At 64.1% G+C, this 19,107-nt stretch carries 18 protein-coding genes; 14 read left to right on the top strand and 4 right to left on the bottom strand.

The window, feature by feature from the left end:
• Positions 1-403: 403 nt before the first annotated feature.
• The 5 genes from OOJ09_RS27850 to OOJ09_RS27870 all read left to right on the top strand — a co-directional run bounded on the left by OOJ09_RS27850 (position 404) and on the right by OOJ09_RS27870 (position 5,083).
• Positions 404-976 carry an NADPH-dependent FMN reductase gene (locus OOJ09_RS27850; protein WP_269908273.1) on the top strand — a complete coding sequence of 191 codons (573 nt, stop codon included), beginning with the start codon at positions 404-406 and terminating at the stop codon, positions 974-976.
• 97 nt (positions 977-1,073) lie between these two features.
• Complete coding sequence (locus OOJ09_RS27855) at positions 1,074-1,484, top strand: DoxX family protein (protein ID WP_269908274.1); 411 nt, start codon at positions 1,074-1,076, stop codon at positions 1,482-1,484.
• A 66-nt stretch (positions 1,485-1,550) separates the two neighbouring features.
• Positions 1,551-2,051 (top strand): sugar dehydrogenase complex small subunit, encoded by a 501-nt coding sequence (locus tag OOJ09_RS27860; RefSeq protein ID WP_269908275.1) that lies wholly within the window; start codon positions 1,551-1,553, stop codon positions 2,049-2,051.
• 9 nt (positions 2,052-2,060) lie between these two features.
• Complete coding sequence (locus tag OOJ09_RS27865; protein ID WP_269908276.1) at positions 2,061-3,689, top strand: GMC family oxidoreductase; 1,629 nt, start codon at positions 2,061-2,063, stop codon at positions 3,687-3,689.
• Positions 3,686-5,083, top strand: coding sequence for a cytochrome c (locus tag OOJ09_RS27870; protein WP_269908277.1), 1,398 nt, complete (start codon positions 3,686-3,688; stop codon positions 5,081-5,083). The genes OOJ09_RS27865 and OOJ09_RS27870 overlap by 4 nt, the downstream gene beginning before the upstream one ends.
• 55 nt (positions 5,084-5,138) lie before the next feature.
• On the opposite strand, the gene OOJ09_RS27875 is transcribed toward OOJ09_RS27870, so the two are convergent.
• Positions 5,139-5,840, bottom strand: a complete 702-nt coding sequence (locus tag OOJ09_RS27875; protein WP_269908278.1) for an FUSC family protein — start codon at positions 5,838-5,840, stop codon at positions 5,139-5,141.
• A 378-nt stretch (positions 5,841-6,218) separates the two neighbouring features.
• Here OOJ09_RS27875 and OOJ09_RS27880 point away from each other — a divergent pair, with 378 nt between their 5' ends.
• From OOJ09_RS27880 to OOJ09_RS27890, 3 genes are all read left to right on the top strand, one after another.
• Positions 6,219-7,580, top strand: coding sequence for a hypothetical protein (locus OOJ09_RS27880; protein WP_269908279.1), 1,362 nt, complete (start codon positions 6,219-6,221; stop codon positions 7,578-7,580).
• Positions 7,581-7,603: 23 nt separating this feature from the next.
• Entirely contained in the window at positions 7,604-8,128 is a 525-nt protein-coding gene (locus tag OOJ09_RS27885; RefSeq protein WP_269908280.1) for a DUF2249 domain-containing protein, read from the top strand.
• Positions 8,129-8,227: 99 nt separating this feature from the next.
• Positions 8,228-8,479, top strand: coding sequence for a DUF1858 domain-containing protein (locus OOJ09_RS27890; protein ID WP_269908281.1), 252 nt, complete (start codon positions 8,228-8,230; stop codon positions 8,477-8,479).
• Here OOJ09_RS27890 and OOJ09_RS27895 read toward each other — a convergent pair.
• The 3 genes from OOJ09_RS27895 to OOJ09_RS27905 form a co-directional block, all read right to left on the bottom strand.
• A complete protein-coding gene (locus OOJ09_RS27895; RefSeq protein ID WP_269908282.1) occupies positions 8,445-9,149 on the bottom strand; it encodes a Crp/Fnr family transcriptional regulator in 705 nt (234 codons plus the stop codon). The two genes, OOJ09_RS27890 and OOJ09_RS27895, sit on opposite strands and share 35 nt — an antisense overlap.
• A gap of 268 nt (positions 9,150-9,417) precedes the next feature.
• On the bottom strand, positions 9,418-9,861 hold the full coding sequence (locus OOJ09_RS27900) for a pseudoazurin (protein ID WP_269908283.1): 444 nt from the start codon (positions 9,859-9,861) through the stop codon (positions 9,418-9,420).
• A gap of 278 nt (positions 9,862-10,139) precedes the next feature.
• Positions 10,140-10,985, bottom strand: a complete 846-nt coding sequence (locus OOJ09_RS27905; RefSeq protein WP_269908284.1) for a ferritin-like domain-containing protein — start codon at positions 10,983-10,985, stop codon at positions 10,140-10,142.
• Positions 10,986-11,148: 163 nt separating this feature from the next.
• On the opposite strand from OOJ09_RS27905, the gene OOJ09_RS27910 reads away from it, so the two are divergent.
• From OOJ09_RS27910 to OOJ09_RS27935, 6 genes are read left to right on the top strand one after another with little or no spacing between them, the layout of a single operon-like run.
• A complete protein-coding gene (locus OOJ09_RS27910) occupies positions 11,149-13,482 on the top strand; it encodes a 4Fe-4S binding protein (protein ID WP_420107561.1) in 2,334 nt (777 codons plus the stop codon).
• Between the two features lie 23 nt (positions 13,483-13,505).
• Complete coding sequence (gene nosZ, locus OOJ09_RS27915; RefSeq protein ID WP_269908286.1) at positions 13,506-15,431, top strand: TAT-dependent nitrous-oxide reductase; 1,926 nt, start codon at positions 13,506-13,508, stop codon at positions 15,429-15,431.
• A 36-nt stretch (positions 15,432-15,467) separates the two neighbouring features.
• The gene (locus tag OOJ09_RS27920) at positions 15,468-16,823 is read left to right on the top strand and encodes a nitrous oxide reductase family maturation protein NosD (protein WP_269908307.1); all 1,356 of its coding nucleotides are present in this window, start codon (positions 15,468-15,470) and stop codon (positions 16,821-16,823) included.
• Entirely contained in the window at positions 16,820-17,737 is a 918-nt protein-coding gene (locus OOJ09_RS27925; RefSeq protein WP_269908287.1) for an ABC transporter ATP-binding protein, read from the top strand. Before OOJ09_RS27920 ends, OOJ09_RS27925 begins: the two co-directional genes overlap by 4 nt.
• Complete coding sequence (locus OOJ09_RS27930) at positions 17,734-18,564, top strand: ABC transporter permease (RefSeq protein ID WP_269908288.1); 831 nt, start codon at positions 17,734-17,736, stop codon at positions 18,562-18,564. Before OOJ09_RS27925 ends, OOJ09_RS27930 begins: the two co-directional genes overlap by 4 nt.
• Positions 18,561-19,100 carry a nitrous oxide reductase accessory protein NosL gene (locus tag OOJ09_RS27935; protein WP_269908289.1) on the top strand — a complete coding sequence of 180 codons (540 nt, stop codon included), beginning with the start codon at positions 18,561-18,563 and terminating at the stop codon, positions 19,098-19,100. The genes OOJ09_RS27930 and OOJ09_RS27935 overlap by 4 nt, the downstream gene beginning before the upstream one ends.
• Positions 19,101-19,107 lie beyond the last annotated feature (7 nt).

A 19,107-nucleotide genomic window follows, 5' to 3' on the forward strand; every position in this document is an offset into this window, starting at 1 on the left:
CAAAGGACCACTCTCTGGTAGCCTCCTATGTCGGCGCCATGCGCAAGCGCCACACCGACATGAAAGCAGGCAGGCTTGACCTCAATCCTGAAATCGAAAGCCGGCTCATCGTCATCGACCGAATCCGACGCCTTTCCATCGTCAGCAAGCGATCAGGCGTTCGCCTTCAGACCGGGAGTAGCATTGTGCTTCGGTCTGCGGTTGCTGGGCATTGGCGTCTGCCGTCGCATGTCTTTCCGTGCGAGGACGAAGGGAAGCTGACGCTGCGCGTGAACCCTTGCTGACCTGGCCTGCCTGCCGGTGCGGCGCACCGCGGCCACGGTGGTATTTGCAATTGGGACTGGCGCCTGTCGTTGAATAGGCGGATACTGTCATGGGGGTCGGTGGAACAGGAGACCGCCACATGACCACGCACAAGGTCGGCTATCTGATCGGCAGCCTCGCAAAAGCTTCGATCAACCGCAAGCTCGCGACAGCACTCGTCCAGCTTGCCCCGCCGGAGCTGGAGATGTCGGAGATCTCCTTCAAGGATTTGCCGCTCTACAGCTACGACTACGATGCGGATTTTCCGCCTGTCGCGCGTGCCTTCAAGGACGCCATCGCCTCGGTCGAGGCCGTCCTTTTCGTCACACCGGAGTATAACCGCTCGGTCCCGGGCGGGCTCAAGAACGCCATCGACTGGGCGAGCCGCCCATATGGCAAGAATTCCTTCGCCCGCAAGCCGTCGGCCGTCATCGGGACATCACCCGGAACCATCGGAACCGCCGTGGCCCAGCAGAGCCTGCGCAGCGTGCTCAGCTTCTGCAACTCGCCGCAGATGAACGCGCCGGAAGCCTATATCCAGTTCACGCCGGGCCTGATCACGGACAGCGGCGAAGTGACCGTTGAATCCACCGAGCAGTTCTTGCGCAACTACATGGCGGAATTCCATATGTTCATTGCACGGGTCCTCCAGGTGCTTCCCAAAGACGCCTGACGTCGCTTCAAGTCCAGGCGCTGTCACGATGTTGCGTTTTCCGATACCGTCGCGGCTGGCAACTGATCGTTGACAGCCTTTCACCAGGGAGGTTCTCGTGATTGATCTTGTGACCGCGCCCTATGCGATATTGCTCCTTCGACTTTGCCTTGGGGCCATGTTCATTGCGCATGCGATGCTCAAGTGGCGCGTGTTCACCATTCCGGGGACCATCGCCTTCTTCAACTCCCTGGGTCTCCCGGGCTGGTTGGCCTACGCAACCATTGCCGCCGAACTGGGTGGAGCCGCGTGTCTCATCCTCGGGATTTATCCGCGTTGTGTGGCTTTGCTGCTCATCCCCCTCATTGTTGGAACGATCGTGACCGTTCACGGCAAGAAGGGATGGCTGTTCAGCAATACCGATGGCGGATGGGAATATCCGGCTTTTTGGGCGGCGGTTCTCTTAGCCGTATTTCTTCTGGGTGACGGCGCGGCCACGCTGGTCGCCTCGCCGCATCTTGGGTTTTGAACAGGTGATATGCCGGACGCAAGATCGCGATCGTGTCAGGGCATCGGGGTGACCGAGGACAGGCCCATGGAACAGGTTGTCGACCAACCGAACGCCGCCCGCCGGTTGCTGCTTTTCGGGCTTGTTTCGGCCTATACCGCATCCTTGATCCCGTGGGCGCTGGCCCAGGAGGTGACGGAGGCGGATACGGCGCCGTTCGTTGCGCTGTCGGCCATCCTTGCAGGGCGCCAATCACTGGATTCGGTCCAGGCGTTGCGGCTCTACAAGGCCCTTGTCGCCGACGATCCCGGGTTCCCCGCGGCCGCGAAAGCGCTGCTCGACACGATCGAGCAGCGCCGGATCGATCCCATGCAATTGCAGAAGACGCTGGACGACGAGAAGTCACCGCTCAAGCTTGTGCCCTGGCGGATCATGACGGCCTGGTACATGGGCATTGTCGGCGACGGGGCCAAGGCGCGCTGCCTGGCGTTCGAGACCGCGCTCAACGCCCAGGCGGTCGCTGACGTGCTGAAGCCGCCGACCTACGCTTATGGCGCCTACGGCAGCTGGACCAGAAAACCAACCTGAGGAAAACGCATGGCCGACGCCCTATCAGCGGATTTTGTTGTCGTCGGCTCGGGGATCATCGGTTCGCTCGTGGCGCGAAAGCTCGCGCTGGCTGGTGCGTCGGTCATCATTCTCGAAGCGGGCCCGCGCGTTACCCGCGGCGAGCTGGTGGCACGCTTTCGCAACTCACCGCGTCGCAGCGACTGGATGTCGCCCTATCCGCCCGCAGCCTGGGCGCCACACCCGGTCTATCAGCCTGAGCCGAACAATTACCTCATGCAGGCCGGCCCCTATCCCTACGCCGCCGAGTACATCCGGCAGGTCGGCGGTACGACATGGCATTGGGCGGCCCATGCCTGGCGAAACCTGCCCAACGACTTCAGGGTCAAGAGCCTTTACGATGTCGGCGTCGACTGGCCGATGACCTATGAAGACCTTGAGCCATTCTATCAGGAAGCCGAGGAGATCATGGGTGTGTCGGGCGCACCCAATACCGGCTCGCCTCGCAAAAGGCCCTTTCCCATGGAACCGGTCGCCGAACCCTATGCCATGCGGCGCCTGCGCGAGCGGCTAGCGTCCGACTATCAAGTCGTCTCCAACACCACGGCGCGCAACAGCCGGCCCTATGACGGACGGCCCGCCTGCTGCGGCAACAACTCGTGCCAGCCGATCTGCCCCATCGACGCCCAATACCACGGCGGGCTTGCAGCGGAAGCCGCCGAAGGGGCTGGAGCAAGGCTGCTCCCGAACGCCAATGTCTACAAGCTTGAACATGAAGAGAAGGGCCGTATCGCGGCAGCGCTCTACTACGATCCCGACAAGGCTTCACACCGGGTTGCTGGCAAGACCTTCATCGTTGCCGCCAACGGCATCGAGAGCCCGCGCCTGTTGCTGGTGTCGGCAAGCGACAAGTTTCCCAAAGGCCTTGCCAACAGCTCCGACATGGTCGGCCGCAACCTTATGGATCATCCCAGCACCTCGCTGACCTTCGACGCGGACGAGGACGTATGGCTGGGGCGCGGACCGCAAAGCCCGAGTTCCATCAACACCATGCGCGACGGCGCGTTCCGGTCCCAGCATTCGCCCTACCGGCTCGACTTCACCAACATCTCGCGGGTCGATGGCGCGACGAAGAGCCTGATCGCGGCGGGCATCTACGGCAGCGAACTCGAGAAGCGCTTGCGCTTCAGCGCGGCTCGCGAGATGAACGTGAAAAATGTGCTGGAGGTGCTGCCGGACCCTGAGCATCGGATTACGCTGAGCTCCGAAAAGGACGCGATGGGCATTCCGAAGCCAGAAGCGCATTATGCCATCGCCGACTACACCAGGCGCGGTCACGAGCGTTCGCAGCAGGACTTTCGGCGCATCGCCGAGTTGATGGGTGGAACGAACCTGCGCTTCAGCAAGGACGGCGACTTCGCCAACAACCAGCATATCTGCGGCACGCTGAGCATGGGCAGCGATCCCAAGACCTCGGTCTGCGACCAGTGGGGACGCGCGCACGACCACGAGAACCTGTTCCTTGCCAGCACCGGCGTGCTGCCGACATCGGCGACCTGCAACTCGACGGAGAACGGTCTTGCGGTGGCGCTCCGCGCGGTGGCTCATATGCTGGGGCAGCACAACACCTCGACCGCCGCGGGCGAGGCCAAGACATGAACCGCCTGATGCCCCGCCTGTCCAGCCGCGTTGCCGTCGCCCTGGCATTGTCGGCTGTCGCCCCGGTTGTCACAACCCCTGCCTTTGCCGGCGATGCGGATCTGATCGCCGCCGGCAAATATATTGCCACGGCGTCCGACTGCGTGGCCTGCCACACCGCACCCGGCGGCGAAATCATGGCTGGTGGTCTTGCCATTGAGACGCCGATCGGGCCGATCATGTCGACCAACATCACGCCGTCGAAGGAAAACGGCATCGGCAAATACACGCTGCAGCAGTTCGACACGGCGTTGCGCAAGGGCGTGCGCGCCGACGGCAAGCATCTCTATCCGGCGATGCCCTACACAGCCTATGCGTTGCTTTCGGATGATGACGTCGCTGCGCTATATGCCTATTTCATGAATGGCGTGACCTCAGTGGAAACCCGCCCGGCTGAAACCAGGCTGCCGTTCCCGTTCAACCTCCGCTTTTCGATGGCGGCCTGGAACCTGCTGTTCCTCGACAATGGTCCGTTCAAGTCAGACGCGGCCCACGACGGCGAATGGAACCGTGGCGCCTATCTGGTGCGCGGACCGGCGCATTGCGGCACCTGCCACACACCGCGCAATCTGTTCATGGCGGAAAAGATATCGAGCGAAATGAGCGGCGGCGATGTCGGCCTCTGGCATGCGCCCAACATCACGTCCGATGCCAACAGCGGCGTCGGTGGATGGAGCGTCGAGGAACTCGTTGCCTACATGCGGGATGGCCACGCCATGGGCAAGAGTCAGGCGGCCGGCCCGATGGCGGAAGCTGTCGACAACAGCTTGCGATTCTTGACGCCTGGAGATCTGCGGGCGATCGCGGTCTACGTGAAAACCGTCCCGCCAGTTCACGACACGGCCGACACGCAGCCCGTCTTTGCCTGGGGCAGCCCGTCTGATGACCTGGCGGGCGTCCGCGGTGTGGCGTTGCCGCTGGATCGCAACAGCATGACGGGACCGCAACTCTACGACGCCTACTGCGCAACATGCCACCAGGCACAAGGCCAAGGAAGCTTCGATGGTGGCCTGCCTTCGCTGCTGCACAACACGGCGCTGGGGCGGGCAAATACCAACAATCTGGTTATCGTGATGCTTGAGGGACTGCATCGCCAACCGGGGGTGTTGATGCCGGGTTTCGCCAAGGAACTGTCCGACACCCAGATCGCCGCCCTGGCTTCGTATCTCATCGAGAATTTCGGCAATCCGGCCGCCAAGGTAACTGTCGGACAGGTTGCCGAATTGCGGGCGGGCCCTGCCAAATCCGCTCTGGTGACGGTGGCTCGGACTGTCTTGGCCTTGGGTGCGCTGGTCGTGATTGGCTTTGTTGCCTGGCTCTTGCGACGGCGGAAGACAACCGCGCGAACAGCCTAGATCCGGGCACGCGGAAGTTTGTCGGTTGGTGTCCTTTCACTCCCGGCATTGACAGTCACGGCTGTCTTGCAACGCGGGTTCCTTCATACACCAGCGAATCACGAAGGTTTCGCATCTCGGTGCCTAGAAATTCCGGCAAAAGGGAGAGCGGCGCGGGCTTGGTCTCGCCGCAGATGGCATCGGACAGCATCGCCAGCGCGTGGTTGACCTCTCTGTCGCCGTCAGGTCCGTAGGCTAGCCGCTGCGCCACGACGACAGCTGGCCACATCCGCCCTGCAGCATCGCGGGGCCGCAGTGACGCACCCGAACTGGCATCATAGGCCTGGAGGGGGGCTATGGTGCGGTGCTGGAGGTCTCGGCGCGCCTGTCGCGCAGCGCTGGTCGTGACCGCTCCCTCGACGGCGTGGCCGAGCGTTGTTTTCAGCGCCGCCAGAGTGTCGACGAGCTCCCGCGGAATACGCACGGCCACGGTGCGGGGTGTCAGCAACAAGACCCCCAGACCGGTCGCGCAGCCGATAAAGGTGTCGTTGCCGCGCACCCAGAGCAGGTGCCCTGCATCCGGCACTGGATGCCCACCGGACGCGATGGTCAGAGCTGCTGCCGTGATGAACACGACGGCAAGCGCATAGTTGCGGATCACGCACATCTCGAACCCAAGCAGCCGCAGCGGACACCTTACGACCCCGAGCGGCATCGCGACGGAGGCTGTGATGGCGGATTCACCGTCGATGCATCCGCCATGATCCTCAGGATACATTTGCGACAGCCTGCGCGCGCAGGCAAGCGCGGCGCGTTGAAAAAGACCCTCGTCCCCTTCCGAGCGTCAGAACCTGTTCGCGACCTTGTCAAGACGCGTCGTGAACCAGCGCGTCCCGGATCGCAAGCTTGCGTTGGGCGCGTCGGCGATGGTCCACGACGCTCGATCCTTCGGGCGAAGAGAAAATGCGTCGCTCGCCAACGAGTTTGCGTTTGGACAAAGTCTGTTGCGACCGGCCGGCTAGACTTTGGGCGGGTCTGCTCATCGTCTGCAGCGCGAGCGGCCACAACGGCAAAGGGCCCCGTCGCGGAACGCCACAGGGGAGTCTCGACGGTTTTGGAGCGCTGTCCGTCATGAAGGCGCTGCGAGGAAACGGTTATGATAGGCACTGCGCTCTCGCGCTGGACGATGTCATATTTCACCGCGGCACTGATCTTTCTTGTCGGTGCCCAGATGGTGATGGTCGCCGGCTACGGCTTCCCGGCCGTAGCGGCCGAGGCTCCCGAGACATTGATCCTCGTGCACATGATGACGATCGGCTGGCTCAGCCTGCTGATGTGCGGCGCCCTGTTCCAGTTCGTGCCGGTGCTGATCGCGCAGCCTCTGCGCGGGGAACGTCTGGTGTTGCCCGCTTTGATCTGTCTCTTGACCGGCCTTGCCGCTCTTCTGGCGGGTTTCCTGCAATTGGCTGGCGTCTTCGACGCCGCTATTCCCCTGCTCGCCGTGGCAGGCACGCTTCTGCCGGCCGGCTTCGTGCTCATCTGCGGTGTGCTGGGCGGCACGCTCTGGCGCGTGAAATTGCAACGGCCCGCGCGCTTCGTGGCCGTCGGCCTGGCATGCGTGCTCGTCACGGCCACTCTCGGCGCGCTCTTGGCGTTGCTGATTTCGGGCTTCCTCCCCGCGCTGGCCGAGATCGACTTCCGAATGCAAGCCCTTCCCGTCCATATCGCTGTCGGGCTTGGCGGATGGCTGAGCTTCACGGCGATCGGCGTCTCCTACCGGCTTTTGCCGATGTTCATGCTATCACCGGACCGGGAGCGCGCCACCAGCCGTCTGTCCTGGTGGAGCGGGGTCGCTGCACTGGTGCTGATGGCCCTGGCCTCGCCAATCGCAGCCCTTCTGGAAACAGTGGGGCTCGCTGGCGCAGCCACTGCGGCGACGGGTCTGGCGGTGGTGCTCGCGCTGGCTGCCCTCGTCCTTTACGGATTCGACCTTGCGTTCTTCTACCGCCACCGCAAGCGCCGTATCATCGAATTGAACAGTCGCGCGGCCCAAGCTGCCTTTCTGGCACTCGCCTTGTCGGGGATTCTGCTGCTTGCCCTGCTCGCGACCGGAACGCTGGAACGCCATGTCGGCGCGCTTCTCTATCTCGTCGCCTTCGGCTGGCTCACTGGACTGGGACTTTCGCAGCTCTACAAGATCGTGCCGTTCCTGACCTGGCTGGAGTGCTATGGCCCGGTCATGGGCAGACAGCCGACGCCGCGGGTGCAGGATCTCGTCATGGAACGCCGTGGCTGGATCTGGTTCGCGGTCTATTTCCTCGGCGTGCTGGCCGGCACGGCAACCCTGCTCGTGGACCAGCCTGGCCTGTTTCGCGCCGCGGCCGCCGCGACGCTGCTCGCGACGTTGGCCATTGTCGTCGAGCTCGTCCTGGCGCGCCGTCTCGCCAACGTACCGGACGACAAACGGCTGCCCGAAGGCGCGTCGCGGCCACGACTTTTCCTGCCCACCCCGCATTGATGGCGAATGAACTGGAGACAACGATGACTCTTCCCTACTACGAAGTCGACGTCAGGCCGATCCTGCGCGAAGGCGGGGAACCTTTCAGCGCCATCATGGAGGCGGTCGACGCGCTCGCACCTGGCCAGAGCTTGCGACTTCTTGCAACCTTCAAGCCGATCCCCCTGTTTCAGGTCCTGGGCAATCGTGGCTTTGAACCGGCGGCGCGCGAGATCGGCAATGGCGACTGGGAGGTGATCTTCACGCCGGCCGGGCAGCAGCCGGACCCTGGGGCAGCAGAACCAGCGCCAGCCGTTGATGGAGCCATCACCACCGGCGAGATCTGGCCCGCGCCCGTCGTCGAACTGGACAATCGCGATCTCGAGCCTCCTGAACCGATGGTGCGGACGCTCCAAGCGGTCGAGGCGCTGTCGCCCGGACAAACGCTTGCCGCCCTGCTGCCGCGGGAGCCGATCTTCCTTTTCGAGGAACTGCAGGCGCGCGGCCATCTCTGGCGCGGAGCCTTCGAGCCCGACGGACATTATCGCGTCGTGATCCGGCGCGGCTGAGCGAATGACGCCGGCTCCGCGCGGGGGTTTGCCAATGCGCAAAGAGCCGCCGCCGTCCATTGCTGTAGGGTTGACCGACTTCGGGAGCGGATGACGACCATGGGATCTTTGATTGATGACGATATGACCATGGACCAGATCATGCGCAGATGGCCGCTGACCATCCGCGTGGTCATTCGCAGCGGCATGCTGTGCGTTGGTTGTCCAATTGCTTCCTTCCATACGGTTTCTGACGCCGCCCGCGAGCACGGATTGGATGTCGATTCGTTGCGCAGCGATCTGGAGGCCGCCGCTGCCGCCTCCGGCGGTGCGGCGCCTATGTCTTCTGCGTCCGGCCTTCGGCCAGCATGAGCAGGCGATGCGGCTCCACGACAGTCACTTTCTGGCGGCCGCTCTTGACCAGTCCTCTTCCTTCCCAGGCGCTCATAAGGCGGCTAACCGTGTGCAGCGTCGTTCCCGTCATCTCGGCGATGTCCTGGCGGGAAATCGGAAAGTCGATCATGAGGCCTTCCTGCGTCTTTCTTCCCGTCTGGTTGACCAGCTTGAGCAGGGCATGGGCCACTCTTCGGTCGACGTGCTCGGTTGACATTTCGACCACACGCGTGTGGGCATCCTGCAGCCTGTTGCCAACGGTCCTGTAGGTGCTGGCCCCAAAGCTTGGATAGGCGGAGGCGAATTGCGACCACAGGACGCTGGGCCACGCCAGCACCACGCAGTCGACCGCGGCGATGGCGCTGGCTGGATAGGTGGTGCGGCCAAGAGCCGTGGCGATGCCCATCAGTTCGCCAGGACCGATGTAGCGCACAGTGACCTCTCCGCCCTCCGCCGTACTCTTGACGACGCGGATATGGCCATCCAGCAGCAGGAAGAAGGAATGGGCGTCCCCCTCCTGCTCGAAGACGGCCCGGTTCCTTGCGATGCGCAGCGAGCGGGCCTGGCCGACCATGCGGTCGAGTTCGGCCGGGGTCAGCCCCTGGAACGCCGACAGGCTGGCGATCAGCGAGCGGTCAAGACGACTCATCTTTGTTTTCCGGCTTGTGCCATGGTTTGCGCTCCAAGCAACATGTCACCTGAAGGCCTTTTGCCGCAAGCCAGTCCTGCTGCGGCCTAATATCCGGAAGGGAGGTCGCCGCGAAGTTGAGCGCTCAACCGGCCAGGACAGGGTTGCGGGCTGGTTGCCTGGCCACCTGCGCGGGATCGCGATCTCGCCTTCCCCAACCGGAGGCGGCAAACACACAAAGGCCGCCGCCGGACAAGCCGGTGGCGGCCAGACGCCGGCGGGTTGCAGCTCAGTTGCCTGCCGGGACCTTCGACAACAGATCGGCAAACACGGTTTTGGCCTTGCCAGGCTGCTTGACGGTCTTGGCTTTTTCCAGGTTCACAGGCTTGCCGACGACGATCAGCGCCACCATGCCCATGCCGTAGTGCGGAACGCATTTGACGCCATAGAGCCCTTCCTTGTCGACCGTGACCGTGAGCGGCTTGCTGATCTCGCCCTTGAAGGGCTGCGCGCCGTCCGGAATCATGCCGTCGATGCTGGCCGCGTCATGGCCTTTGTCGGTCGGGACGAAGGTCACGGTGTCGCCAACGGCTGCTTCGATATAATTCGGTTGGAAGACCATGATGCCGTGCTCGCCCTTGTTGAGCAGTTGCACCTGATGGTCGGCGGCCTCGGCTATGCTTGAGACGACAAGGGTCGCGAACACTGCCGCTGCGATGGTTGCGTATTTCATGATCTGCTTTTCCTTTTTTTGCGGGATGAGTATCGCGCTGATTCCTATCATCGTCCACCAGGGTCACTTTGTTGCAGCGCAAACTGTCGTGAGATTGTTGTTCCTGTTTTCGATCGCGGTCACGGACAAAGCTGAACGGCGCCATGGCGCGTCGCGCCAACTGACCCGTCGCGCCGCGGCCGATCGGTGGTGACTTCGGCGCGCCCGGGAAGCCCCGTTCTGAAGGCAAAATCATCGGAGATCGTGAGAAACGACCCGACGCAAGCTGCCAGGGCTGTCTATTTCATTGCAAGTGCCCGCACGACAGCCAGGCGCTTGACGGCGATGGTGGCAAGGGCTTGCGCCCGATCCCGGGCGGTCTGCGAAGGCAGGTGCTCGCCGGCATCGATGTAGTAATCAGCCAACCATTCGCAGAGCGCATCCAGGGATTTCGGCGGCGGCGGTCCAGTGTGCGGGGCATCCTGGAGAGGATCCGATGCGAGCTCAAGGGAGAGCATGCGCGCCTCAAGGGCAAGATCGGCGTATTCGCTTCGATTCTCGTTGCTGCCGGCATGGTCCTCAAGGCGCTGGCAGACCTCCATTTCCAGGCTGGGCAGATCGTGGTGCTCCCGGACTGCCGGCCCCAGACGCCGATCCTTGAAAAAGGCTTTCCGCCGTTCGCGCCGCAGTGTTTTCGCGTGCTCAAGCTCTTCGCGCGCCATCTGCTCGGCAGCCTCGCGGATTTCCGGCGACGCGCCATGGGCAGCGATATACGACCAGAAGGCGAAAGCGCGCTCCTCGTTTCGGACGGCGATGGCAAAGGAACGGTAGGCGTCCACGAGCTCGGGCGAGACCAGCCCTATGGTCTCATCGTCGAACACATCCTGCGGCACCGCGTCGGCCGGCCGAATATCTCGCGGCTGGTGGCTGGCGTGACGCGACCAGCTCACAACCATATCGATATGCCGGGCCTCCTCGCGCACGAGACCATCAAATACACCGGCCAGTTCCAGCCGGCCGGCCGAGCGCATGCGCTCGGCAAGGGCTGCGTAGCGGTTGGCCGACTCCTTCTCCATCGCGAGCGCAACGGCAAGGAGCTCGTCCATCGATTGGATTGAGGTTGGTTCGGATGTCAGACGGGACATGGGACAGCTTCTCTCACCTGGGCGCTCAGTCCTACATCCGCCCTCAGTGCATTTGTTTGCGCTTGATCAAAGAACCATCGGGCAAGACCACCGATATGTGCGTCCTGAGACCGGTTCCGCCCGAAGCGGACGCGAGAGGATCGGCATGCCGAAATCGACATCGATGCACAGGACCGGCCGAGCGGTATCGCGCCAGGTCGGCGCCGGAGCGCGGCGCGCGCTGGCGTTGCTGCTGGCTGCCTTCACGCTGCTCGCGCTTTTCGCGCCTCAGAGCCGCGCGGACGAAAGCCTGCAGCACTTTATCTCCGGCACCCGGCCAGGCGAGCTGATCCAAGGCGCGGACGCCTATGGCGACATCACGGGAAGCCCGCCATTGGCGCCGCTCCTGTCCGGCGGCAAGCCAGTCGGCTATGCCTATCTCAACACCGACTTCTCCAGCGCGGTGGGCTATTCGGGCAAGCCGATCCGCATCCTTGTCGGCATTGATCCCAAGGGCATCATCCGCGGCATCAAGCTGGTCGAGCACAAGGAACCCATCGTCCTCATCGGCATCCCGCAGGAAAAGGTCGTCGCCGCGCTCAATTCGCTGATCGGCAAGGATCTCGGCCGGGTCGCCGCCGGACAGGAACAGCTGCCGCAGGTGGACATCGTCAGCGGCGCGACCGTCACGGTGCTGGTGATGAGTGACAGCGTCGTGCGCTCGGCCGTGAAGCTGATTCGCAGTGGCCGCCTGGCGGAAACCGGAGCGGTGGCCGGCGGCGCGCCAGTCACGCCGGCGAAAACGGTGGATGCCACCATCTCCGAAGTCCACGACTGGAACACCCTGGTCGGCGATGGCTCGGTGCGCAGCCTGCGCCTGACCGTGGGCGAGGTGACCAAGGCCTTCGCCGACGCCGGCCATCCGGAGGCTGCCGCCCGACCGGAGACGGGCAATCCCGACGATCGTTTCATCGACCTCTATGTCGCGCCGGTCTCCGTGCCCAGCATCGGCCGCAGCCTGCTGGGCGACACCGCCTTTGAGCGTCTGAAGAAGTCGCTCAGGCCCGGTCAGCAGGCGATCGTGGTGGCCGGAGATGGGGCATATTCCTTCAAGGGCTCCGGCTATGTGCGCGGTGGCATCTTCGACCGCATCGAGCTGTTGCAGGACGGGCAAGGGGTGCGCTTTCGTGACCGCAACCATACGCGTCTCGGCGACCTCGCGACCAAGGGCGCGCCGCACCTGCGCGAGATCGCGCTGTTCACGGTGCCGGACGAGTTCTCGCTCGATCTGTCCCAGCCGTGGGAGCTGCAACTGCTCGTCCAGCGCAGTTACGGCGCTCGCGACAAGGCGACCATGCCCTTCGACCTCGGTTATACCTTGCCCGACCGCTACCTGAAGGCGCCGACGCCGGCAGCGCAGCCCACCCAGCAACCGCAGGCAGCCGCGTCCGGACCGACGGCTGGCGCGCAGGCTGCTGCCGAGGCCGCCGGAAAAGGCGCTGAGGAACCCCTGTGGGTAAAGATCTGGAAGCTGAACACCGTCAAGATCGGCATCACCGTCGCGGCCCTGCTGGTGCTCACAGCCATCTTCTTCTTCCAGAACTGGCTGGTGCGCCGGCCACGCCTGTTCGCCTGGGTGCGGCGCGGCTACCTTCTGTTCACGCTGGTCTGGCTCGGCTGGTACGCGAACGCCCAGCTTTCCGTGGTCAACGTGCTGACCTTCATCAATTCGCTGCTGAGCGGTTTCAGCTGGGAGTTCTTCCTCACCGCGCCGCTCATCTTCATCCTTTGGGCGGCGGTGGCCGGGGGCCTGCTGTTCTGGGGCAGGGGGCCCTTCTGCGGCTGGCTGTGCCCATTCGGCGCGCTGCAGGAACTGACCAACAACCTCGCGCAATGGCTGAAGGTCCCGCAGGTCAAGCTGCCCTTTGGCCTGCACGAACGCCTGTGGCCGATCAAATACGTGATCTTCCTCGGCCTGTTCGGTCTGTCGCTTTATTCCGTGTCGCTGGCCGAGGCCTATGCCGAGGTCGAGCCGTTCAAGACGGCGATCATCCTGAAGTTCGCGCGCGGCTGGCCCTTCGTCGTCTTCGCGCTGGCGCTGCTGGGAGCCGGTCTCTTCATCGAGCGCTTCTACTGCCGGTACCTGTGCCCGCTGGGCGCCGCCCTCGCCATTCCCGGCCGGATCCGCATGTTCGAATGGCTGAAGCGCTATCCCGAATGCGGCTCGCCATGCCAGCGTTGCGCCAAGGAATGCCCGGTCGAGGCAATCCATCCGGAAGGGCAGATCAACGTCAACGAATGCATCTACTGCATGCACTGCCAGGAACTCTACCACGACGACCACCGCTGTCCGCACATGATCCAGGTTCGGCTGAAGCGGGAGAAGTTCGAGGCGCTGTCCTCGCCCACAACACGGGCTCCCGCCAAGCCGGGCAAGGGGCCGGCAAGCCCGCCGGTCATCACGCACAAGGGATTGCCGGTAAAAGTTCCCGTAAACGACACAAACCCAACAGGCTGACAGGCCAACCAAAGGAGAGAGACATGTCGCAGGAAGACCAGGAGAGAAAGACGATCCTCAGCAGGCGTCAATTGCTGGGGACGACGGCGGCGCTTGCCGCGGCGGGGGCTGCCGGCGTCGGCGGTGGACTGGCGCTGAACGGGGGCGTGGTTGCAAGGGCGTCTGCCAGCGAGAAGGGCGAGCAGGAATTCGAGGTCAAGCCCGGCGAGCTGGATGAGTACTACGTGTTCTTTTCCAGCGGCCAGACCGGCGAGGTCCGCATCATGGGCGCGCCCTCCATGCGCGAAATGATGCGCATCCCTGTCTTCAACCGCTGCAGCGCCACCGGCTGGGGGCTGACCAACGAGAGCCGCAAGATCCTGACCGAGGGTCTGCTGCCGGAGACCGTCGAGTTCCTCAAGGACCGCGGCGGCATCTACCTCAACGGCGACCTGCACCACCCCCACCCCTCGCAAACGGACGGCACCTACGACGGCCGCTACTTGTTCGTCAACGACAAGGCCAACACGCGCGTCGCCCGCATCCGGCTCGACGTGATGAAGTGCGACAAGATCATCCAGCTGCCGAACCAGCATACGGTGCACGGGCTGCGCGTGCAGAAATATCCCAGGACCGGCTACGTGTTCTGCAACGGCGAGGACCGCGTTCCGATCCCCAATGACGGCAAGATCCTGGATGACAGCAAGCAGTACCATTCCATTTTCAGTGCCGTGGACGGCGACACGATGAAGGTGGCCTGGCAGGTGATGGTGGACGGCAACCTCGACAATGTCGACGCCGACTACCAGGGCAAGTACGCCTTCTCCACCTGCTACAATTCCGAGGAGGGCATCAACCTCGAGCAGTCGATGGCGAAGGAGCAGGACTGGATCGTGATCTTCAATCTGAAGCGCATCGAGGACGCGGTGAAGAGGGGGGACTACAAGGAAATGGGGGGCGTGCCGGTCATCGACGGGCGTCACGGCTCACCCTACACCCGCTACGTGCCGGTGCCCAACAGCCCGCACGGCATCAACACGGCGCCGGACGGCATCCATGTGGTGGCCAACGGCAAGCTGTCGCCAACAGTGACGGTGTTCGACGTGCGCAAGTTCGATGACCTTTTCGACGACAAGATCAAGCCGCGCGACACGGTGGTGGCCGAGCCGGAACTGGGGCTCGGGCCGTTGCACACGGCCTATGACGGTCGCGGCAACGCCTACACCACGCTGTTCATCGACAGCCAGATCTGCAAGTGGAACATCGAGGACGCCAAGCGCTCCTTCGCCGGCGAGAAGGTCGACCCGATCCGCCAGAAGCTCGACGTTCACTATCAGCCTGGCCACAACCATTCCTCCATGGGCCAGACCAAGGAGGCGGACGGCAAGTGGCTGATCTCGCTGAACAAGTTCTCCAAGGACCGCTACCTCAATGTCGGCCCGCTGAAGCCGGAAAACGACCAGCTCATCGACATTTCCGGTGACCAGATGGTGCTGGTGCATGACAGCCCGAGCTTTGCCGAGCCGCACGACGCGACCCTCGTCCACCGCTCGAAGATCAACCCGATCAGCATCTGGGACCGGGCCGATCCGTTCTTCGAGGATGCGGTCAAGCAGGCGAAGGCCGACGGCATCGACCTGATGGTGGACAGCGAGGTGATCCGCGACGGCAACAAGGTGCGCGTTTACATGACGTCCTCGGCGCCGGCCTTCGGGCTGGAGAGCTTCAGCGTCAAGCAGGGCGACGAGGTCACGGTCTACGTGACCAACATCGACGAGGTGGAGGACCTCACCCACGGCTTCGCCATCATCAACTACGGCATCAACATGGAGGTGGCCCCCCACGCCACGGCGTCGGTGACGTTCAAGGCAAGCAAGCCTGGCGTCTACTGGTACTACTGCTCCTGGTTCTGCCACGCCATGCACATGGAGATGCAGGGCCGCATGTTCGTAGAGCCACAAGGCGTCTAGAACGTGTTTCGCGTCGAGCACCTGGCAGTAACGGCAATGGTGGCGTTTTTCGCCACCGTTGCCGGCCACGCAGCCATCGCGGCAGAGATCGCCGTGCCGGCGGATGCTGCGCCCATGCAGGCGGCGGTGGACGCCGCCGCGCCCGGCGACGTGCTGCGTCTTGCGCCGGGCGAGCATCGCGGACCGGTCATCATCGCCAAACCGCTGACGTTACAGGGGGAGCCGGGGGCGTCGCTGAAGGGCAACGGGCAGGGCAGCGTCGTGACGCTGCTGGCGCCCGATGCAGCCGTGCGTGGTCTTGAGATCGAAGGCTCCGGCATGGACCTCGACGCCATGGATGCAGGCGTGTTCGCCACCGAGAGCGCGACGCGCGCGCAGATCGAGAACAATTCGGTCGTCGGCAACCTCTACGGCATCTATCTGCACGGGGCGCGCGACGCGGTGGCGCGCAACAATCGCATCGAGGGCCTGCGCGAGGGGCGCACCAGCCGGTCCGGCAGCGGCGTCTCGGTGTGGAACGCGCCGGGGGCGAAGGTCATCGGCAACACCATCCGCTTCGGTCGCGACGGCATCTTCGCCAACGCCAGCCGGAACAACGAATTCAGGGGCAACGCCTTCACCAACCTGCGTTTCGGCGTCCACTACATGTACACCAACGACAGCGTGATCGCCGACAACGTGTCGACCGGCAACATCGTCGGCTATGCCATCATGTATTCCAACGGCCTGAAGGTCACTGGCAATGTGTCTGACGGCGATCGCGACAACGGTCTTCTGTTCAACTACGCCAATGGTTCCGAGATCAGCGGCAACGTCGTGCACGGTGGCCCGCAGCCAGCCGGCCGCTGGACCAGCAACGGGCAACGCTTCGTCGCGGATCAGGACCTGCCAGCCGCCGATGGCGCCGCAGCGGCCCTCGCGGCGCCCTCGGGCATGCGCATAGGCCCGGAAAAATGTGTCTTCATCTACAATGCCAACAAGAACCGCTTCAGTGGCAACCTCTTCGAGGGTTGCGAGATCGGCGTGCACTTTACGGCAGGTTCTGAGGGTAATGCCATGACCGGCAACGCCTTCGTGCGCAACCGCAATCAGGTCAAGTATGTCGGGACCCGCTCGCTCGACTGGTCAAGCGGCGGCCGTGGCAACTACTGGAGCGACAACCCGGCCTTCGACCTTGACGGCGACGGGGTCGCCGACAAGCCTTACCGGCCGAACGACGTGATCGACAGGGTTTTGTGGCAGACGCCGGCGGCGAAGGTGCTGGTCAACAGCCCGGCCGTGCAGGTGATCCGCTGGGCGCAGGCGCGCTTCCCGGGAGTGTTCCCCGGCGGCGTGATGGACAGCCGTCCGCTCATGGATCCCGACGGCATCGAGGGAAGGAGACGACCATGAGCTTCAACATCGAACTCGACGCAGTCGCGCGGCAGTATGGGTCCGTCAGGGCGGTGGACGGCGTCTCCTTTGCGGCCGCCGCAGGCGAGGTCATCGCCCTCGTGGGCCACAACGGCGCCGGCAAGACCACGCTCATCAAGCTCATGCTCGGGCTTGCGCGGCCCACTTCGGGCTCGGTCTGCGTGCTCGGGCAGGACCCGGCCGCCGGAGACGTGACCGTTCGCCGGCGTCTGGGCTATCTTCCCGAAAATGTCTCCTTCAATCCGGCCCTCACGGGTCGCGAGACGCTGCGCTTCTATGTCCAGCTCAAGGGCGGCCCGCCAAAGGAGGCCGAGGCGCTGCTGCAGCGGATCGGTCTTGCCCATGCCGCCGACCGACGCATCGGCACGTATTCCAAGGGAATGCGCCAGCGGCTGGGACTGGCGCAGGCGATGATCGGCAGCCCGGCGGTGCTTTTGCTGGATGAGCCGACCACCGGGCTCGACCCCGAACTGCGCCAGCAGTTCTATGGGATCGTGCGCGAGATGCAGGCGGCAGGGACGACCGTGCTTCTGTCTTCCCATGCGCTGAACGAGCTGGAGGGCAATGCCGGCCGTGTCGTCATCCTCAACGAAGGCCGCAAGATCGCCGATGGCTCGCTGGACGAATTGCGCCGTATCGCGCGACTGCCGACGAGGATCCGCCTCACGGCCGCCGAGGGTGGCGCGCGGCGCCTGAGGGAATGGATGGGAGAGCCGAAAGGCCTCAGGCAGATCAACGGTCACATCGTCGAGATCGACGCCTCGCCTGAGGACAAGGCCGCCTTCCTGCGCCGGGCCGCGGGCGAGGGCGCCCCCTTCGAGGATCTCGACATGGTGCCGCCCGGCCTCGATGAACTCTATGCACATTTCCTCGCGGGGAGGGCATCCAAGTGAAGACGATCCTGCTGCTCTCGGCCAAGGAGGTGCGCGAAGGCCTGCGCAACCGCTGGGTGATCGCCGCCACGGGGCTTCTGGCAGCTCTGGCGCTGACTCTCGTCTTCCTCGGGAGCGCGCCTGCCGGCACGGTCGGCGCCAGCGCGCTGGATGTCGTGGTGATCAGCCTCGCCAGCCTGACCATCTTCGTCGTGCCGTTGATCGCGCTGCTGATTTCGCACGATGCCATCGTCGGCGAGATTGAGCGCGGCACCATGACGCTGCTGCTTTCTTATCCGGTCCGTCGCCGTCAGGTGCTGCTCGGCAAGTTCCTGGGTCATCTCGCGATACTGGCTTTCGCCACCTGCGTCGGCTACGGGCTTGCCGCACTGGCGCTGGTGGCGACGGACATGGGGATTGGGGGGCAAAGCTGGACGGCGTTCGCGATGATGACGGCGTCGTCGGTGCTGCTGGGCGCCGTCTTTGTGGCGATCGGCTATCTGGTCAGCGCGCTGGCCCGCGACCGCGGCACAGCCGCCGGAATCGCCATTGGCATATGGCTGGTGTTTGTGGTGATCTACGACATGGCTCTGCTGGGGATTCTGGTCGCAGACCAGGGCCACCACGTCAGCGGGGGCGCGCTGAATGCCCTGCTCCTGTTCAATCCTACCGATGCTTACCGCATCCTCAATCTCTCCGGCTCGACCGAGATCGCCGCTGCCTCGGGCATGGCTGGCAGCGTGCAGAGCGTCGCGTTGGCGCCCGCGGCGCTGATCGCGGCGCTCGTGGCATGGGTTGCCGGGCCGATGGCGCTTGCCGCACTCGCCTTCTCTCGGAGGGAACTGTGAAGTCACATCTCAAAATAGGCCTGCTCGCAAGCCTGCTCGCGCTCGGCGCCTGTCAGCGCACGCCAGAGGCGCCTCCGCCTCCCTTCGCCATGACGGAGGAGGCGATGGGCCGCTATTGCGGCATGAACATCCTCGAACATGCGGGCCCGAAGGGGCAGGTCATCCTCGCCCGATACGACGAGCCGATCTGGTTCTCCTCGGCGCGCGACACGATCGCCTTCACCATGTTGCCGGAGGAGCCCAAGGACATAAGGGCAATCTATGTTTCCGACATGGCCAGGGCGGCAAGCTGGGAGAAGCCCGGTGCGGACAACTGGGTTGACGCCCGCAAGGCCTTCTTCGTCGTCGGCAGCGATCGCAAGGGCGGCATGGGAGCGGCCGAAGCCGTGCCCTTCTCGTCGGAGGCGGCGGCGAGGACCTTCGCCGCGGACCATGGCGGCAGGGTGGTCGGCTTCGACGCCGTTCCGCGCGACTACATATTGGACGAGCAGGCCAGCGGAGATGCGTCGAAGCAGTCCGCCAGGGAGGTCGATTGACATGATT

This window comes from Mesorhizobium qingshengii, from assembly GCF_027563465.1.
Classification (GTDB): Bacteria; Pseudomonadota; Alphaproteobacteria; order Rhizobiales; family Rhizobiaceae; genus Mesorhizobium; species Mesorhizobium qingshengii_A.

Bases quoted from the DNA above. Each gene is read 5' to 3' on its own strand.
- OOJ09_RS27875 (WP_269908278.1), bottom strand. From the start codon at position 5,840: ATGTATCCTGAGGATCATGGCGGATGCATCGACGGTGAATCCGCCATC.
- OOJ09_RS27850 (WP_269908273.1), top strand. From the start codon at position 404: ATGACCACGCACAAGGTCGGCTATCTGATCGGCAGCCTCGCAAAAGCT.
- OOJ09_RS27890 (WP_269908281.1), top strand. From the start codon at position 8,228: ATGGGATCTTTGATTGATGACGATATGACCATGGACCAGATCATGCGC.
- OOJ09_RS27865 (WP_269908276.1), top strand. From the start codon at position 2,061: ATGGCCGACGCCCTATCAGCGGATTTTGTTGTCGTCGGCTCGGGGATC.
- OOJ09_RS27880 (WP_269908279.1), top strand. From the start codon at position 6,219: ATGATAGGCACTGCGCTCTCGCGCTGGACGATGTCATATTTCACCGCG.
- OOJ09_RS27860 (WP_269908275.1), top strand. From the start codon at position 1,551: ATGGAACAGGTTGTCGACCAACCGAACGCCGCCCGCCGGTTGCTGCTT.
- OOJ09_RS27885 (WP_269908280.1), top strand. From the start codon at position 7,604: ATGACTCTTCCCTACTACGAAGTCGACGTCAGGCCGATCCTGCGCGAA.
- OOJ09_RS27905 (WP_269908284.1), bottom strand. From the start codon at position 10,985: ATGTCCCGTCTGACATCCGAACCAACCTCAATCCAATCGATGGACGAG.
- nosZ (WP_269908286.1), top strand. From the start codon at position 13,506: ATGTCGCAGGAAGACCAGGAGAGAAAGACGATCCTCAGCAGGCGTCAA.
- OOJ09_RS27870 (WP_269908277.1), top strand. From the start codon at position 3,686: ATGAACCGCCTGATGCCCCGCCTGTCCAGCCGCGTTGCCGTCGCCCTG.
- OOJ09_RS27925 (WP_269908287.1), top strand. From the start codon at position 16,820: ATGAGCTTCAACATCGAACTCGACGCAGTCGCGCGGCAGTATGGGTCC.
- OOJ09_RS27920 (WP_269908307.1), top strand. From the start codon at position 15,468: ATGGTGGCGTTTTTCGCCACCGTTGCCGGCCACGCAGCCATCGCGGCA.
- OOJ09_RS27910 (WP_420107561.1), top strand. From the start codon at position 11,149: ATGCACAGGACCGGCCGAGCGGTATCGCGCCAGGTCGGCGCCGGAGCG.
- OOJ09_RS27895 (WP_269908282.1), bottom strand. From the start codon at position 9,149: ATGAGTCGTCTTGACCGCTCGCTGATCGCCAGCCTGTCGGCGTTCCAG.
- OOJ09_RS27900 (WP_269908283.1), bottom strand. From the start codon at position 9,861: ATGAAATACGCAACCATCGCAGCGGCAGTGTTCGCGACCCTTGTCGTC.